Raw genomic sequence first — 16702 nt, forward strand, 5'->3', positions numbered from 1 at the left:
CGTGCGCGGACGGAAGTCCTGGGTCGCGCACCTACCGGAGAACGGCCGGCGCACCGACGGCGCGCCCCTCACCCGCGCGGACGGTGGCGCCCGGCGGCCTGTCGGCTGCGCAGTACGGTCGCGGCGGCGCTCTGAGGCGGCGCGAACCGGTCCTGCTCACCGACGTGGAACTCGTCGTCGGACCCCGCGCGGGGGAACGGCCCCGCGGCAGGGTCCCGGCGAGTATCCCACACGGAGGCCGTCCGGACCCTGCAACCTCGCCCACGTCCCGCATCCCAGCGCACCGCCCGCCCCCGCCCACAGATCGCGACGTCGCGTCACCTCGCAGGACCTTGGTCCCGGCACTGACGCGGTGTCGCTTCCTACCGTGGCGGCAGCCGCGCTCACCCGTGCGACAGCCCTGCCCGGAAGGACAGCCAAGTGGAAGCCCTCGAGCTCGCCCGGTGGCAGTTCGGCATCACGACCGTCTACCACTTCATCCTCGTCCCGCTGACGATCGGCCTGGCCCCGCTCGTCGCGCTCATGCAGACGTTCTGGTGGCGCACCGGCAAGGATCACTGGCTCAAGCTGACGAACTTCTTCGGCAAAATCCTGCTCATCAACTTCGCGCTCGGCGTGGCCACCGGCATCGTCCAGGAGTTCCAGTTCGGCATGAACTGGTCGGAGTACTCGCGGTTCGTCGGCGACATCTTCGGCGCCCCGCTCGCCATCGAGGCGCTGGCCGCCTTCTTCCTTGAGTCGACGTTCCTCGGCCTGTGGCTCTTCGGCAAGGAACGCCTGTCCAAGGGCCTGCACCTGGCGTGCATCTGGATGGTGGCGATCGGCGTCAACCTGTCGGCGTACTGGATCATCGCGGCGAACTCGTGGATGCAGCACCCCGTCGGGGCCGTCTACAACGCCGAGACGGGCCGCGCCGAGCTCGACGGCATCGGCGGCTTCCTCGAGGTCATCACGAACAACACGGCGATCGCCGCGTTCGGCCACGCCGTCGCGGCCGCCTTCCTCGTGGCGGGCACGCTCGTGGCCGGCGTGTGCGGCTGGTGGATCGTGCGCACCGTCCGCGGCGCGGGCTCCCCCGCCTCCGGCCTCGCCCACGAGGGCGACCAGGCCGAGGCCGAGGCGCGGCACGTGTGGCGACCGGGCGCGATGGTCGGCCTGATCACGGTGGTGATCTCCGGCGTCGCCGTGATCCTCACGGGCCACCACCAGGGCCAGCTCATGTACGAGCAACAGCCCATGAAGATGGCCTCCGCCGAGGCCGTCTGCGACGGCGGCGAGTCCGTCCCCCTGTCCATCCTCGCGATCGGCGACCTGTCGAACGACTGCGAGAACGCCATCCACCTCTTCGAGCTGCCCGGCGTCACCTCGTTCATGGGAACCAACAGCTTCGCCGGCGAGGAGAGCTACCTGCCGGGCGTCAACGACGTCCAGGCCGAGTACGAGGAGCTCTACGGGGAGGGGGTCGACTACCGCCCCAACCTCGTCGTCACGTACTGGAGCTTCCGCCTGATGATCGGGCTCGGCGTGTTCTCCGCCGCCCTGGCGGTGTGGGGTCTGTGGGCGCTGCGCGGAGGACGGGTGACCGGCTCGCGCTGGTTCTCCCGCCTGTGCCTGGTCTCGCTGCCCATGCCGTTCCTCGCCTCCTCGTTCGGCTGGATCTTCACCGAGATGGGCCGACAGCCGTGGGTCGTCCACCCGAACCCGGACAACCCGGTCGACCAGGTCTGGCTGCGCACGGCGGACGGCGTGTCCACGGTCGTCACCTCGACGACGGTCCTCACCTCGCTGGTGACGTTCACCCTGCTGTACGCGGCGCTCGGCGTCGTCTGGTTCTGGCTCGTGCGCCGGTACGTCCGCGAGGGGATCGACCCCGCCCCCGCGCCCGAGCCGGACCCCGCCGACGACGACCAGCCGCTGTCCTTCGCCTACTGAACCGCCCGACCCGACAAGGAGACCGATCGACATGACCGAGGCGCTTCCCCTCGTCTGGTTCGTCCTCATCGCGGTCCTGTGGACCGGCTACCTCGTGCTTGAGGGATTCGACTTCGGCGTCGGCATGCTGCTGACGATCCTGCCCCGCGGCGACGCGCAGCGCCGCGACAAGGAGCGGCGCACCATGCTGTCCGCGATCGGCCCGCACTGGGACGGCAACGAGGTGTGGCTGATCACCGCGGGCGGAGCCATGTTCGCGGCGTTCCCCGAGTGGTACGCCACGATGTTCTCGGGCATGTACCTGCCGCTGCTGGTCATCCTCGTCGCGCTCATCGTGCGGATCTGCGCCATCGAGTGGCGCGGCAAGGTCACCGACCCCGCCTGGCGCCGGCGCTGGGACCTCCTCCACACGATCTCCGCCTGGGTGCCCGCCGTCCTGTGGGGGGTCGCGTTCGCCAACCTCGTCCAGGGCATGGAGATCGTCCGGGACGACGCCGGCAACGCCCAGCTCACCGGTGGCCTGCTCTCGCTCCTCACCCCGTTCACCATCCTCGGCGGCCTGCTCACAGCGGTGCTGTTCCTCGCCCACGGCATGGTGTTCCTCGCCTGGAAGACGGCCGGAACCGTGCACGACCAGGCCGTCGCCGCCGCCAAGCCGCTCTCGCTGATCGCCCTCGTGGTCGGCGCCGCCTGGGGGCTGTGGGCCCAGCTCGCCCACTCCGCCCACGTGTGGACGTGGGCACCGCTGGTCGTCGCCGCGGTCGGCCTGGTCGGCGCCGCGTTCTTCGCGCACCGCGAGCAGGAGGGGCGGTCGTTCGTCTGCTCCGCCGTGACGATCGTCGCCGCCGTCGTGCTGATCTTCGGTGCCATGGCGCCCGACGTCATGCGCTCCTCGGTCGACCCCGCGTACTCGCTGACCTTCCGCGAGGCCGCGGCCACCGGGCCGACGCTCGTCGTCATGAGCATCGTCGCGCTCGTCTTCGTCCCCCTGGTCCTCGCCTACCAGGCGTGGTCGTACTGGGTCTTCCGCCGCCGGATCAACGCCGACGTCCTGCCCGACACGCCCGCCGGCCTCGACCGGCGGGTCACCGTCCCGGTCCGGGTCGCCGCCAGGTCGGACAGGGGCGACGCCGGGTCCGACGACGGGTCCGACGCCGGGTCCGACGACGACGCTGCGCCGACAGCGTGAAGCCGCTCGACCCCCGCCTCCTCGCGCACGCCCGTGCGGCGCGGCGCTACGTCGTCGTCGTCGCCCTGGCCGGGGCCACGACGGCGGCGCTGGTGATCGCGCAGGTCCTCCTCCTCGCGCGCATCCTCGCCGCGGCGATCGAGGGCGGCGCCACCCTCACCGACGTCCGCACGCCGTTGATCTGGCTCGGCGTCGTCCTGGTCGCCCGCGCGCTCGTGCACGGCGCCCAGGAGTCAGTCGCGCACCGGGCGGCCACCGACGTCGTCGCGGAGCTGCGCGCGAGCGTGCTCACCCGCGCGCTCGCGCTCGGGCCCCGCTGGCGGGCGGAGCACGGCGCCGAGACCGTCACGCTCGCCGTGCGGGGCCTGGACGACCTCGAGCCCTACCTCGTGCGCTACCTGCCCCAGCTGCTGCTGGCCGCGACGGTCACGCCCGCCACGCTCGCCGTCGTGCTCGGGGCGGACCTCACCTCCGCGATCCTCCTCGCCGTAACGATCCCCCTGATCCCGGTGTTCATGATCCTCATCGGGCGGCTCACGCAGCAGTTCGCCGACGCCCGCCTGGCCGCGATGTCCCGCCTCGGCGCCCAGCTCGTGGACCTCATGGCCGGCCTGGCCACCCTCGCCGCGCTCGGCCGCGAGCACGGGCCGGCGCGTCGCGTGCGGGAGCTCGGACGAGCATGGTCGGCCGCCACCATGCGCACGTTGCGGCTCGCGTTCCTGTCCGGCGCCGTGCTGGAGTTCCTCACCTCGATCTGCGTGGCGCTCGTCGCCGTCAGCGTCGGCATGCGGCTCGTCTACGGGTTCGTCGGCCTCGAGGGCGCGCTCGTGTGCATCATGCTCGCGCCCGAGGTCTTCCGGCCGCTGCGCGAGGTCGGCACCCAGTTCCACGCGTCGTCCGACGGTGTCGCCGCCGCGGAGAAGGCGTTCGCCGTGCTCGACGCCCCGGCCGCCGGGTCCGGCACCGCCCCCGCCCCCGACCTGCGGGGCGCGACCCTGCTCCTGCGGGGCCTCGGCGTGCGTGCCGGCGACCGCGACCGTCTCGCCCCCGCCCACCTCGACGCCGAGATCGCACCCGGGGAGGTCACGGCGCTCGTCGGCCCGTCGGGGTCGGGCAAGACGACGACGGCCCTCACCACCCTCGGCGTCCTCGCCCCCGACGCCGGCCGGGCCCTCGTACGGTCGGCCGACGGCACGGAGACCGACCTCGCCGACGTCGACCGGCACTCGTGGTGGGAGCAGGTCGCCTACGTGCCGCAGCGCCCCACGATCCTGCCCGGCACGGTCGCCGAGAACGTCGCCCCGGGCGCGAAGGCCGACGCGCTCGCGGCCGCCGCCCGCGCCACCGGCCTGGACGAGGTTCTCGCCGGACTCCCGCACGGCTGGGACACGGTCGTGGGCCACGGCGGCGTCGGCCTGTCGGTCGGGCAGCGCCAGCGGCTCGCCCTCACGCGCGCGCTCGTCACCGGCGCCGCGCTCGTGGTGCTCGACGAGCCCACGGCCCACCTCGACGCCGACGCCGAGAGCCACGTCCTCGACGCCGTGCGGGCGCTGCGGGACGCGGGGCGCACCGTGCTGGTCGTCGCCCACCGGCCCGCGCTCGTCTCGGTCGCCGACCAGGTGGTCGAGGTCGCCTCGGCGGAGGTCGGGACGTGGGCATGACCAGGAGCGACCGGACCGTGCTGCGGCGCGCGACCGCGATGCTCGGCGTCCGGCGGTGGCGGGTGGCCTGGGCCGTGCTCCTGGGCGTGCTCGCCGTCGGCGCCGGCGTCGGGCTCACCGCCGTCTCGGCATGGCTCATCGCCCGGGCCTCCCAGCACCCACCCGTGCTCACGCTGTCCGTCGCGGCGGTCGGGGTACGCGCGTTCGGCATCTCCAAGGCCCTGTTCCGCTACCTCGAGCGCCTCGCCTCCCACCGGGTCGCCCTCGACGGCGTCGCCACGCTCCGCGAGCGCACCTACCGCGCGCTCGCCGGCGGCCGCACGGAGGTCGTCGCCCGGCTGCGGCGCGGCGACCTGCTGGCCCGCGCCGGCGAGGACGTCGACGCGATCGGCGACCTCGTCGTCCGCTCCACCGTCCCCCGCGCGGTCGCCCTCGGCGTCGGCCTCGTGTCCGTGGCGATCGTCGGCCTCCTGCTGCCCGCAGCCGGCGCGGCCCTCGCCGCCGGGCTGCTGCTCGCGGGCGTGGTCTCCCCGGCGATCACGGCCACCGCGGCACGGCGCGCGGCCACCGCGCAGGTCGCCGCGCGGGCCGACCTCACGGCGCACGCCGGCGCGCTCGTCGACGGCGCAGTCGAGCTGCAGACCGCGGGCCGAGTCGGGGCGGCCATGGCCGCGCTGGAGGTCACCGAGCACCGCCTCGCCCGCGAGCGCGACGTGATCGGCCGCGCCCGGGCGGTCGCCGCCGGGCTCGACCTCGTGGGGATGGCCGTGGCGGTCGTCGGGGCACTCGTCCTGGGCATCCCGGCCGTCGGCGCCGGGCAGCTGTCCGAGGTGGGGCTGTGCGTCGTCGTGCTCACGCCGCTCGCCAGCTTCGAGGGCACCGCGATCCTCGGCCAGGCGGCCGTCCAGCGGGTGACGAGCGCGGCCGCCGCCCGGCGGGTGCTCTCCCTCGTGGACGCGGCGGGGGCGCCCACCGGTGTGGCGGGCACATCCACGGCGTCCGCACCGGCGGGCGGGTCGCCGACCGTGGAGGCTCGTGGGTCGGCGCCGACCGGCGCTCCCCCGACAGCCGCGCCCTCGGCCACCACCGCGACGAGGAGCGCACCCGCTCCCCGGCTGCTCGCACAGGACCTCGAGGTGGCCTGGCCCGGCGGACCCACGGTCGCGCGCGTCGACCTTGACCTCACCCCGGGCCGGTCGGTCGCCGTCGTCGGCCCCTCCGGGATCGGCAAGTCCACCGTGCTCGCCACGCTCGCCGGCCTGCTCGAGCCGACGGCGGGCGCCGTGACGATCGACGAGCGCGACCCGGCCGGCCTGACCTCGGACCTGCGCGCCGCGACCGTCACGCTCACCGCCGAGGACGCCCACGTCTTCGCCACGAGCGTGCTGGAGAACCTGCGCGTGGGCCGAGGCGACGTCACCGCGACCGAGGCGGCCGCGCTGCTGACGCAGGTCGGCCTCGGCGAGTGGCTCGCGGGGCTGCCGGACGGGCTCGCCACCCGGCTCGGCAGCGACGCGACGACGATCTCCGGCGGCGAACGCCGCCGCCTCCTGCTCGCCCGCGCGCTCGCGTCGCGCGCACCGCTGGTCCTGCTGGACGAGCCGGCGGAGCATCTCGACCCCGAGCTGGCCGACGAGCTCGTCACCGACCTGCTGACGACCCCGCGGACCGGGGCGACGGACGCGGGAGGTCCGCGCGGGGTCCTGCTCGTCACGCACCGGCTGGCCCCGCTCGCCGCGGCCGACGAGGTCATCGTCCTCGGACGCGAACCCGGCGCGCACGATGCCGGCGCGCCGGCCGCACCCGCGCGGGTGCTCGCCCGCGGCACCCACGCCGAGCTGATCGCCGGCCACCCGCCGTACGCTGACGCGTGGCGGGCCGAGCGTGGGGACCGCCCGGCCCACGCGGGCGCCACGACCTGAGCGGGCGCCACGACCTGAGCGGGCGCCACGACCTGAGGAGGGAGCACCCGGTGCACGAGCTCGACGACGAGGTGCTCGGCACCGCGCTCACCCTCACCGGTCACCTCGAGGTCCGCGGCGCCCTCGACGGGCTCGTCGCCTCCGTGGCCGCCTTGACGGGGGCCCGCTACGCGGCGCTCGGCGTGCTCGACTCCAACGGCGAGACCCAGACCTTCATCCAGGTCGGGATGACCGAGGGCGAGATGCGCGTCCTGGGGCACCCGCCCAGCGGCACGGGCGTGCTCGGCGCGATCCCCGCGCACGGCGCGCTCGTCCTCGACGACCTCACCGAGCATCCCGACTTCGGCGGGTTCCCGCCCGGGCACCCCCCGATGTACTCGTTCCTCGGCGTGCCCGTCCGCGCCGGCGGCCGCCTCTACGGGCGGCTCTACCTCGCGGAGAAGGAGGGCGGGCACTTCACGCCCGCCGACGTGACGACGGCGCTGACACTCGCTCGCGCCACCGGCGTCGCCGTGGCGAACGCGACCACCTACGGGGCTGCGCAGACCAGGGCGAGGTGGACCGCCGTCGCGAACGAGATCACCACCGCCCTGCTCGAGGGGTCCGACGAGGACGAGGCGCTCGAGCTCGTCGCCACGCGCCTGCTCGAGGTCGCCGAGGCGGACACGGTGATCCTCGTGCTGCCGTCGGTCGGCGACACCTGGGTGGCCGAGATCGTCCGCGGCGACCGGGCCGGCGAGCTGCTCGGCGTCGTCTTCCCGTCGGAGGGCCGCGCGCAGACCGTCATCCGGGAGCGCTCCGGCCTGATCGTCGACTCCCTGACCCGGTCGCGCACGATGCGCGTCCCCGAGCTCGCGTCGTTCGGACCTGCGCTGTACGCGCCGATGCTGCTCAGCGGCGAGGCCGAGGGCGTGCTGCTGCTCCTGCGCCACCACGGCCGGCCCGAGTTCACCGAGCTCGAGCTGGAGATCGCCCAGCAGGTCGCCTCCCAGGCCGTGCTCGCACTGCAGATCGCCGGGGCCCGGCACGTCGAGGACGTCGCGACGATGGTCGAGGAGCGAGCCCGTATCTCCCGGGACCTGCACGACCTCGCGATCCAGCAGCTCTTCGCCACGGGGATGCAGCTCACCCAGGCGCGGGCACGGGCCGAGGACCTGGAGAACAGGGGCGTCGGCAGATCCGGGACGGCGAGCGGTTCCGGGGCAGCCGACGGATCCGGGCCGGCCGACGCATCGACCGGGGCGCGGGAGCTCACCGAGCTCATCGACTCCGCCGTCGACGCGGTCGACTCCTCGGTGCGACAGATCCGGTCCATCGTCCACAACCTGCGCGAGCCGGACCAGGCGGTCCTGCTGGCCGAGCGGCTGCGCCGGGAGGCCTCGCTCGCGCGCACGACGCTCGGGTTCGCGCCGTCGCTGCTCGTCGAGGTCGACGGCAGGCTGCTCGCCGACGACGACCTCGGCGGACCGATGTCCGACACCCTCCGCGAGCGTGTCGACCCCGACGTCGCCGACGACGTCGTGGCGGTCGTCCGCGAGGGCGTGTCCAACGCCGCCCGGCACGCGGGCGCCTCCTCCGTGTCGGTGCACCTGCGCGTGCGCGGCTCCGGCCCGTCGGGCACCGTGCTGGTCGAGGTGATCGACGACGGACGCGGCATACCCGCCGACAGCACCCGGTCCTCCGGCCTGGGCAACCTCGCCCAGCGGGCGCGCCGGCACGGGGGCACGTTCTCGGTGGGCCGGACAGAGACGGGGCGCGGCACGCTGCTGCGGTGGCAGGTGCCGACGGCGCGGCGGGGCTAGCCGGGCTCTGAACGTTCGGCGCCTCACGGTCTGATGATCGGCCCCCCGGGTGAGAGCCCTGGCGAATCGCCCGATGGATCCACGGGTACTCCCACCATCGACCCGCCCGCGATCGCGCACCTACCGCCCGTAGAGTTCGAGGACGCTCACCGGCAGGCCGGACAACCCGACGCCGCTCGACGACCAAGGAGCGTCCGATGACCGGACAGACTCACGCCATCCAACGGATCGAGGGAGGGGCCATCGCCCTGTTCGCCCTCATCGCGATCCTCGTGCTCTATCCCGAATGGTGGTGGGTGGTTCTCGCAGCGTTCCTCGTCTTCGACCTCTCGATGCTGGGCTACGCGCGGTCGCCCGCAGCCGGGGCGGCGTCCTACAACACGGTCCACAACTACGCGCTCCCGGCCCTGGCAGCGGTGACGGCACTGGCTCTGGAGCCGGTGTCGCCGGTCGCCTCGACGGCAATCGGCGTCGTCGCCTGCGCATGGGCCTTCCACGTCGGCGTCGACCGCGCCCTCGGCTACGGGCTGAAGCTGCCGGACTCGTTCCGGAGCACCCATCTCGGCGTCATCGGCAAGGACAAGGCATCCGACGTCCGATCCCGGGACGTCCCCGACTCCTCCGAGGACTGATGACCGGCCGGACGTGAGAGTCTCGTCGTCGTCCGCCGACCCAACGGATGCTCCGGGAGCCGCCGACGACCGACCCCTCCTCCCGCACGGACGTGGCCGAGGAGCTCGACGAGCAGCGCCGGGGCGCCTCCGTGCGACCGGCGGCCCGGGCGATGAGCCGCCAACCATCGCTCAGCCGCGCCAGCCGGCGGCGCGCTGGCCGGCCACCCACGCGGCAACCTGCGTGCGCCGCTGGAGGCCCATCTTGCTCAGCAGGCTCGTGATGTGGTTCTTCACGGTCTTCTCCGCCACGCCCAGCCTCTCGCCGATCTCCCGGTTCGACAGGCCGTCACCGATGAGCTCGAGGACCTTGCGCTCCGAGGGAGTGAGGTCCGCCGTCGGGTCGTCGTGCGCGGCGCGGCGCCGGGTGACGGTGCGGGCGTCGAGCAGGGTGCGTCCCTGGGCGACGGCGTGCACGACGTCGGCGATCTCTGCTCCGCGGACGGTCTTGAGCAGGTAGGCCCTGGCCCCGACGTCGAGGGCTGCGGCAAGGGCGTCGTCGTCGTCGAAACTCGTCAGCACGATCGGCCGGGCACCGGGCAGCCGCTCCCCCAGCGTCCTGATGAGGTCGATGCCCGACCCGTCGCCGAGCTGGAGGTCCACGAGGAGGACGTCGGGCCGGACGAGCTCGGCGCGCCGCAGCGCGTCGGCGACCGACCCGGCCTCGGCGACCACGGTCAGCCCCTCGGCCCGCTCGACCACCTCGGCGATCCCGCGGCGGACGACCTCGTGGTCGTCGACGATCATCACGCGGACGTCACCGGTCGCCTCGCTCGTCATGCGTCCGATCGTATCCGTCGCCCGGTGACGGGCCCGGTCAGCAGATCCTCACCGGGACAGACGTCGCACGACTGCGCTGCTTCTACGCGAGCTCCCACGCTCACCAGGCGTAGGACATCGGGGCCACACCCGGGCCGGGCCAGATGCGGTCGATCGCGGCCAGCGCGTCGGCGTCCAACGACACGGCTACGGCGTCGACAGCCGCCTCGAGCTGGGCCTTCGTGCGGGAGCCGGCGATCAGGGTCGACACGACCGGTTGGTGCAGCAGCCATGTCTGGGCGACCGCGGCCGGGCTGTGACCCAGCCTCACGCAGAGCGCCTCGAAGGCGTCGAGCTGGTCGGACACGGCGTCATACACCTCACCCTGCAGGGCGCGCCGCTCGGTCTTCTCCCCCGCCTCAGGACGGCCGGCGAGCACGCCCATCGCCAGCGGGCTCCAGGGGATCAGGCCGATGCCGAAGTGCTCGAGTGCCGGGATCAGCTCCCGCTCGACGGCCCGGTTGGCGAGGTTGTACAGGCTCTGCTCCGACACCAGCCCGAAGAAGTTCCGGTGCTGGGCGGTCAGGTGCGCGGTCGCCACGTCCCAGCCGGCGAAGTTGGAGGAGCCGACGTAGCTGATCTTGCCTGCGGCGACCAGCTGCTCCATGGCCTGCCAGATCTCGTCGAACGGGGTGGCCCGGTCGACGTGGTGCATCTGGTAGACGTCGATGTGGTCGGTCTGCAGCCGCCGCAGACTCGCATCGACGGCCCGGCGGATGTGGTAGGCGGAGAGCCGGCGGTCGTTCGGACCGAGACCCATGGGCTGGTACAGCTTGGTGGCCAGCACGATGTCGTCGCGGTGGCCGGACGCCTTCAGCCAGTTCCCGACAATCTCCTCCGACGTCCCGTACCCCTTTTCCATGTCGGGCTTCTGGGGGCCGCCGTAGACGTCGGCGGTGTCGAAGAAGTTCACACCGAGCTCGATGGCCCGGTCCATGATCTCGAACGCCTCCTGCTTGCCGGTGGCGTCGCCGAAGTTCATGCAGCCGAGTCCGATCCGGCTGACCAGCAGGCCCGAGCGTCCGAGGTGGCGGTATTCCATCGTGGTGTCGGTCATGCGCTCGACGCTACGTCGGCCGGCTCGACCGAGGGAGTCCCGTCTGTGAGGGGTACCCCGAGGGTCTCCCGGGCGGCCGGCCTCGGGCGGCTGACCGCGCAGGCAATCGTCGAACGGGGCCACGAGGTCGTCGTGCACGCACGTGGCCGCGAGCGGCTCGAGGAATCGGTCATACCCGGGGCGCTCGGCTCCGTCCTCGGCGACCTCGCCCGTGACGACGAGACCCGCCTGGTCGCCGTGCAGGCGAACGAGCACGGCCGATTCGACGCCGTCATCCACAACGCCGGCGTCATGGGCCCGTCCGGCGTCTACCGGGCCGGCACCGATGATGGCGATCGTGGGCATGGAGTCCTCTTCCGTCGACAGTGGTCCAGCAGGCAGCGCCCGGCCCACCCCCGCTAGGCACGCGAGCGCGCACGAGGGAGTCCCTGGTAGTACCACCACCGTCCGGGGCCCGCACTCAGCGCTCGGAGCTCTCCGCCTCGCGCGCGGGCTCCCGGGACGCCGTGGGGTCCTCGACGGCGGACCAGGAGGCCAGCAGCTGCATCTTCTCCGCTGATTCCGAGCCCGGCTCGGCGGCGTAGACCGTGACCGACAGCCCGGGCTCGGACTCCATCTCCATGCCCTCGAAGGCCAAGGTCATCTCACCGACCACCGAGTGGCGGAAGGACTTGAAGCCGGTGCCATGGTGGCGGACGTTGTGCGAGCCCCACCGGGTCCGAAATTCGGTGCTGCGGGTGGACAGCTCACCGATCAGGTCGTGCAGCTCCTTGTTGTGCGGGTCGCGGCCCGCCTCGGTGCGCAGGATTGCCACCGTCACATCGGCGAACATGTCCCAGTCCGGGTAAAAGTCGTGGGCCCGCTCGTCGAGGAACGTGAACCGGGCGATGTTCGGCGGCTGCCCCTGAATGCGGCCGGGCATGTCGTAGACGTCCGTGTAGAACGCCCGCGCCAGCGCATTGGTGGCCAGGACATCCATCCGGCCGTTGCGGACGAATGCCGGGCCACCGGTCACGGCATCGAGCATCCACTGCAGGCTCGGGTGCGGCCGCCAGGACCTCACACTGCGTCGCCGCGGCGGCCGAGCGACCGGGCCGGCCGCGTGGGCGAGGTCGAACAGGTGCGCCCGCTCGGCGTCGTCGAGGCGCAGCGCCTTCGAGATCGCGTCGAGGATCTCCGGCGACGCGCCGCTGATCGCACCGCGCTCGAGCTTCGTGTAGTACTCCACGCTCACACCGGCAAGCGTCGCCACCTCCGTGCGGCGCAGGCCCTCCACACGGCGGTTCCCGCCGGGGGGCAGTCCGACGTCGTCCGGGGTGACCCGTGCGCGCCGTGTGGTGAGGAACTCCCTCACTTCTGCTCGGTTGTCCATCGGTCCACGGTAGGCGAGCCCGCTGCGCCGAAGGAGACCTGCGCGGTACCCCTCTCGAGCGCGACCTCAGCCGGCGCGAACGTGCTCGTCGTCAGCCCGATCGTTGCGGCGCCCGCCGCTGGCACCTGGGGCACGAGACGGAGCGCCGGTTCATGAACGGCTCGATTCGCAGCAGGGTGCCGCACCGGTCGCACGGCTCCCCCGCTCGGCCGTACGCGTGCAGCGACCGCGCGAAGTAGCCGGGCGTGCCGGCGACGTTGACGTAGAGCGCGTCGAAGCTCGTGCCGCCCTGGGCGAGCGCCTCGGCCATGACGTCGCCGGCCGCCGTGTACAGCTCGCGCAGCCGGGCGGGCGGCAGGGCGTCGGTGGCCCGCGTCCCGTGCAGCCGGGCGCGCCACAGGGCCTCGTCCGCGTAGATGTTCCCGACGCCGGAGACCAGCGTCTGGTCCAGCAGCGCCCGCTTGACCTCGGTGCGGCGCCGCCGGGTACGCGCCACGAGGCTTGCCATGTCCAGGTCGGGGTCGAGCAGGTCGCGGGCCACGTGGGCGACCGGCCGGGGCAGCACGCGCGCCGGGGAGCCTCGCCCACCGGGGCCGCCGTCCGGGGTCGCCACGGTCGGGGTGAGGTCGACGTAGCCGAAGGTGCGCTGGTCGACGAACCACACCTCGCCGCCGTCGTCGGTGACGAGCCGGGCCCGCACGTGGGGGCCGGGCTCCAGGGAGGTCCCGGGCCGCTGGACGAGCATCTGGCCCGACATCCCGAGGTGGGCGAGCAGGGCGTCCTTGCCGTCGTCGAGCAACAGCCACAGGTACTTGCCACGGCGGACGACGCCGACGACCTCCCGGCCCCGCAGGGCCGCGAACGCGGCGGACCCGCCCGCGGTGTTCCGCACGGCACGCGGGTGGCGGACCTCGACGTCGGCGATCTCCCGTCCGACGAGCGCGGGGACCAGGCCCGCACGCACGACCTCGACCTCGGGCAGCTCAGGCACTACGCGGTCGGCTCCTCGGGCGCGTCGTCCGACGGGGTTCCGGCATCGTGGGGTCCGGCGTCGCGGGTCGTCTCGGCGTCGTCGAGCGGTCCGCCGTCGTCGGGTGTCGCGGCATCCTCTCCGCCGGTCGACCCGGCGCCCCGTGCGGTCACCCAGCCGTAGGCGGCCTCGGCGGCCTCGGCCTCGGCGACCTTCTTCGACGCTCCCCCACCGGTGCCGGCGACCGCGCCGTCGAAGGTGACCACGGCGGTGAAGACCCGAGCGTGGTCGGGACCCACGTGACTCAGCTCGTAGGTCGGGGCCGGCAGGCCGGCGGCGGCCGCGGCCTCCTGCAGGGAGGACTTCCAGTCCAGGGCGGCACCCAGCGAGCTCGCGCGGTCGAGGATCGGGCCGACGAGCCGGGTGACGACCTCGCGCGTGCGCTCGAGACCGTGCCCGAGGTAGACCGCGCCGATGAGCGCCTCGACGGCGTCGGACAGGATCGAGTCCTTCTCCCGCCCGCCGGAGGTCCGCTCGCCCCGGCCGAGCAGGACGTAGTCCCCCAGGCCGAGGTCCCGGGCGACGACGGCGAGCGCCTTCTGGGACACGCTGGCCGCACGCATGCGGGCCAGGTCCCCCTCGGGCACGTCCGGGTGGCCGCGGTACAGGTGCTCGGTGACGACGACGCCGAGGACGGAGTCGCCGAGGAACTCGAGGCGCTCGTTCGTCGGCAGACCGCCTGCCTCGTGCGCGAACGAGCGGTGCGTGAGGGCGAGGACGAGCAGCTCGGGATCGATCTCGACGCCGAGGGCCTCGGTCAGTCGCTCGACGTCGGAGCGGCGGGCCGGGCCCTCGTCGGGAGTACGCCTGGACCTGCTCCGGGTCACTCGCTGCCTCGCCGGTCGGGGGCGTCGGCGTCGGACCCAGCGCCGTGTGCCCCACCCTCGGCGTCGGACGTCGCCTCTCCGGCGGCCCCGGCGTCGGCATCGGACCCACCGGCGGCCCCGCCCTCGGTGCCCTCGCTCGAGAGCGCGGCGAGCGCCGCCCAGCGCGGGTCCAGGTCCTCGTGCGCGTGGCCGGGCTCGGCGTCGTCGAGCCGGATGCCGCACACGGAGCACAGACCCTGGCAGTCGGGCCGGCACAGCGGCGTGAACGGCAGATCGAGCACGACGGCGTCACGCACGGCGGCCTCGAGGTCGAGGTCGTCGCCGGTGACCACCGGGTAGTCCTCCGCGTCCTCGTCGCCGTCCTCGACGAGACGGGCGCGGACGTCCGGGTGGTAGAAGAGCTCGGTGAGCTCGACCTCGATCTCGGGCGAGATCGGGTCCAGGCACCGCGCGCACTGACCCGTCAGGCGCGCACGCACGGGGCCGGTGACGAGGATCCCGTCGGACACCGCCGACAGGGTGAGGTCGAGGTCGAGGTCGGAGCCGGGCGCGACCTGCAGGACGGCGGTGCCCATCTCCTCCGGGGCGGGCGCGGTCAGCTCGAGCTGACGCACGGACCCCGGGCGCCGCGCGAGGTCGCGGACCGAGATCGTCAGCGGCGCGTTCATCGGCTCTCCGGCCGTCCGTGCTCGGGCCGGTGCTCGCGACGCTCACCCTGCTCGGCGGTGCGCTCGGCGTCCCCCGACCCACGCGACTCCTGGCGCAGGCCGGCGCCGCCGGCGAGGTACTGGCGGCCCGCGCGCACCTGCTGGGTGAGCTGGTCGAGCTCCTTCTCGAACCGGCTCAGGTGCTCGGCGGCGTAGGAGTCGGCGTCCGCGGCCCGGCGGGCGGCCTGCTGCTCGGCCTCGGCGACGATGCGCCGGGCCTGCTCGTTCGCCTGCGCGAGGACGGGCTCGTCCTGGACGAGGCGCGCGGCCTGCTGCTCGCCCTCGGCGACGATCTCCTCGGCCTGCGTGCGGGCGCGCTCGAGGACGGCGTCGGCGTCCGCGACGATCGTGTCCGCCGCGGCGATCGACTCCGGGACCACGGACCTGGCCGACGCGATGAGGTCGAGGACCTCGGCCCGGTTGACGATCGCGGAGGAGGACATCGGCATCGACCGCGCCTGGGTGACCATCCGGCGCAGCTCGTCGAGGATCGCAAGGAGCGACTCCCCGGCGTCGTGCGTGGCGTCGATGGGCTCGGAGGTCATACCTGGACTCCTGGGTGTCGGGGCGGCGCGGCGTCGGGACCGGAGCCGCCGGAGGCGGGGACCGGCCGCGCGCCGGGACCACCGGCGGATCGGCGAAGTGCGTGGGGCAGCGCGGCGGCGACGTCGGCCGGTACGAGGTCGTCGACGGCGCCGCCGTTGCGGGCGACGTCCTTGACCATCGAGGAGGCGACGTGGCCGAGCCGCGGGTCGCCCATGACGAACACGGTCTCCACGCCGGTCAGGTGCCGGTTCATCAGGGCCATCGCCTGCTCGGCGTCGACGTCGGCGGCGCCGCGCAGGCCCTTGACGATGGCGCTCGCGCCGACGTCCGCGCAGTACTGCGCGAGCAGCCCGGGCACGAGCTCGACCCGCACGCCGTCGAGGTCGGCGACCGCGCTGCGCGCGAGGTCGACGCGCTCGGCGTCGGTGAACAGGTACCGCTTGGTGGCGTTCGTCGCGACGGCGACGACGACGTGGTCGAACATCGCTCGGGCCCGCCGGACGACGTCGACGTGACCGAGGGTGACCGGGTCGAAGGATCCGGGGCAGACGGCAAGACTCATGGTGCGTCCACGGTAGCCGCCGCAGGCTCGTGCACGGCGAGGTGCACGGTGGTGTCGCCGTAGCGGCGGGTGCGCAGGGCGGCGAGCCCGGCCGGCCAGGTCGGCTCCGGCGCCCGCCGGTCCCGTTCGACGACGACGATCGCCCCGTCCGCGAGGTGGCCGTGGGTGGTCAGGTCGGCGAGGACGGCGTCGAGGTCGGCCGCCGCCAGGTCGTAGGGCGGGTCGAGGAACGCGAGGTCGGCGGACGCGCGGGCCGGAGCGGCGGCGAAGGCGGCGACGTCGGCCGTGACGACGGTGACGCCGGCGAACCCGAGGGTGCGGACGTTGTCCCGGATCACGGCGGCGGCCGGTGCCGCACGCTCGACCAGGGTGACGCCATGGGCGCCGCGGGAGGCGGCCTCGAGCCCGAGCGCGCCGGAGCCGGCGTACAGGTCGAGCACGACGGCGTCCTCGAGCGCGCCCATCGAGCCCAGGGAGGAGAAGAGGGCCTCGCGGACCCGTTCCGACGTGGGGCGGGTGCCCGAACGGGGGACCTTGAGCGTGCGTCCGCCGACGCTGCCCGCCACGATCCGAGTCACGTCAGCACCCTACGTCCGACGACGGTG

Annotated in this window: 16 protein-coding genes; 7 read left to right on the plus strand and 9 right to left on the minus strand. The window is 73.9% G+C overall.

Going from position 1 to position 16702, the window contains the following annotated elements; translation table 11 throughout:
- The first annotated feature begins 420 nt into the window (after positions 1–420).
- From ACZLKG_RS11695 to ACZLKG_RS11720, 6 genes are all read left to right on the plus strand, one after another.
- Positions 421–1932, plus strand: coding sequence for a cytochrome ubiquinol oxidase subunit I (locus tag ACZLKG_RS11695; protein WP_425712861.1), 1512 nt, complete (start codon positions 421–423; stop codon positions 1930–1932).
- Positions 1933–1963: 31 nt separating this feature from the next.
- Positions 1964–3121 (plus strand): cytochrome d ubiquinol oxidase subunit II, encoded by a 1158-nt coding sequence (cydB, locus tag ACZLKG_RS11700; RefSeq protein ID WP_463648820.1) that lies wholly within the window; start codon positions 1964–1966, stop codon positions 3119–3121.
- Positions 3118–4782: a thiol reductant ABC exporter subunit CydD gene (gene cydD, locus ACZLKG_RS11705; RefSeq protein WP_425708403.1), complete on the plus strand. Its 1665-nt coding sequence runs from the start codon at positions 3118–3120 to the stop codon at positions 4780–4782. The genes cydB and cydD overlap by 4 nt, the downstream gene beginning before the upstream one ends.
- Positions 4779–6704, plus strand: a complete 1926-nt coding sequence (gene cydC / locus ACZLKG_RS11710) for a thiol reductant ABC exporter subunit CydC (RefSeq protein WP_463648821.1) — start codon at positions 4779–4781, stop codon at positions 6702–6704. The genes cydD and cydC overlap by 4 nt, the downstream gene beginning before the upstream one ends.
- A 50-nt stretch (positions 6705–6754) precedes the next feature.
- Positions 6755–8506 (plus strand): sensor histidine kinase, encoded by a 1752-nt coding sequence (locus ACZLKG_RS11715; RefSeq protein WP_463648822.1) that lies wholly within the window; start codon positions 6755–6757, stop codon positions 8504–8506.
- 197 nt (positions 8507–8703) lie between these two features.
- On the plus strand, positions 8704–9138 hold the full coding sequence (locus ACZLKG_RS11720) for a DUF4260 family protein (protein WP_463648823.1): 435 nt from the start codon (positions 8704–8706) through the stop codon (positions 9136–9138).
- 171 nt (positions 9139–9309) lie between these two features.
- On the opposite strand, the gene ACZLKG_RS11725 is transcribed toward ACZLKG_RS11720, so the two are convergent.
- Together ACZLKG_RS11725 and ACZLKG_RS11730 are read right to left on the minus strand one after the other, a co-directional pair.
- A complete protein-coding gene (locus tag ACZLKG_RS11725) occupies positions 9310–9957 on the minus strand; it encodes a response regulator (RefSeq protein WP_425708407.1) in 648 nt (215 codons plus the stop codon).
- Positions 9958–10057: 100 nt separating this feature from the next.
- Positions 10058–11038, minus strand: a complete 981-nt coding sequence (locus ACZLKG_RS11730; protein WP_425708608.1) for an aldo/keto reductase — start codon at positions 11036–11038, stop codon at positions 10058–10060.
- Positions 11039–11098: 60 nt separating this feature from the next.
- On the opposite strand from ACZLKG_RS11730, the gene ACZLKG_RS11735 reads away from it, so the two are divergent.
- Positions 11099–11455, plus strand: coding sequence for an SDR family NAD(P)-dependent oxidoreductase (locus ACZLKG_RS11735; protein WP_425708408.1), 357 nt, complete (start codon positions 11099–11101; stop codon positions 11453–11455).
- 58 nt (positions 11456–11513) lie between these two features.
- Here the strand turns inward: ACZLKG_RS11735 and ACZLKG_RS11740 are convergent, their stop codons facing one another.
- From ACZLKG_RS11740 to rsmD, 7 genes are all read right to left on the minus strand, one after another.
- Positions 11514–12425: a helix-turn-helix transcriptional regulator gene (locus ACZLKG_RS11740; protein ID WP_425708409.1), complete on the minus strand. Its 912-nt coding sequence runs from the start codon at positions 12423–12425 to the stop codon at positions 11514–11516.
- A 91-nt stretch (positions 12426–12516) separates the two neighbouring features.
- Entirely contained in the window at positions 12517–13416 is a 900-nt protein-coding gene (gene mutM / locus ACZLKG_RS11745; protein ID WP_463648824.1) for a bifunctional DNA-formamidopyrimidine glycosylase/DNA-(apurinic or apyrimidinic site) lyase, read from the minus strand.
- Positions 13416–14282, minus strand: a complete 867-nt coding sequence (gene rnc / locus ACZLKG_RS11750) for a ribonuclease III (protein ID WP_463648825.1) — start codon at positions 14280–14282, stop codon at positions 13416–13418. Before rnc ends, mutM begins: the two co-directional genes overlap by 1 nt.
- Positions 14279–14950, minus strand: coding sequence for a YceD family protein (locus ACZLKG_RS11755; protein ID WP_463648826.1), 672 nt, complete (start codon positions 14948–14950; stop codon positions 14279–14281). Before ACZLKG_RS11755 ends, rnc begins: the two co-directional genes overlap by 4 nt.
- Positions 14947–15534: an ATP synthase subunit B family protein gene (locus tag ACZLKG_RS11760; protein WP_463648827.1), complete on the minus strand. Its 588-nt coding sequence runs from the start codon at positions 15532–15534 to the stop codon at positions 14947–14949. The genes ACZLKG_RS11755 and ACZLKG_RS11760 overlap by 4 nt, the downstream gene beginning before the upstream one ends.
- Positions 15531–16097: a pantetheine-phosphate adenylyltransferase gene (coaD, locus tag ACZLKG_RS11765; RefSeq protein WP_425708414.1), complete on the minus strand. Its 567-nt coding sequence runs from the start codon at positions 16095–16097 to the stop codon at positions 15531–15533. The genes ACZLKG_RS11760 and coaD overlap by 4 nt, the downstream gene beginning before the upstream one ends.
- Positions 16094–16675: a 16S rRNA (guanine(966)-N(2))-methyltransferase RsmD gene (rsmD, locus tag ACZLKG_RS11770; protein ID WP_425708415.1), complete on the minus strand. Its 582-nt coding sequence runs from the start codon at positions 16673–16675 to the stop codon at positions 16094–16096. Before rsmD ends, coaD begins: the two co-directional genes overlap by 4 nt.
- Between the last annotated feature and the right edge of the window lie 27 nt (positions 16676–16702).

Source organism: Georgenia sp. Z2081 (assembly GCF_055326445.1).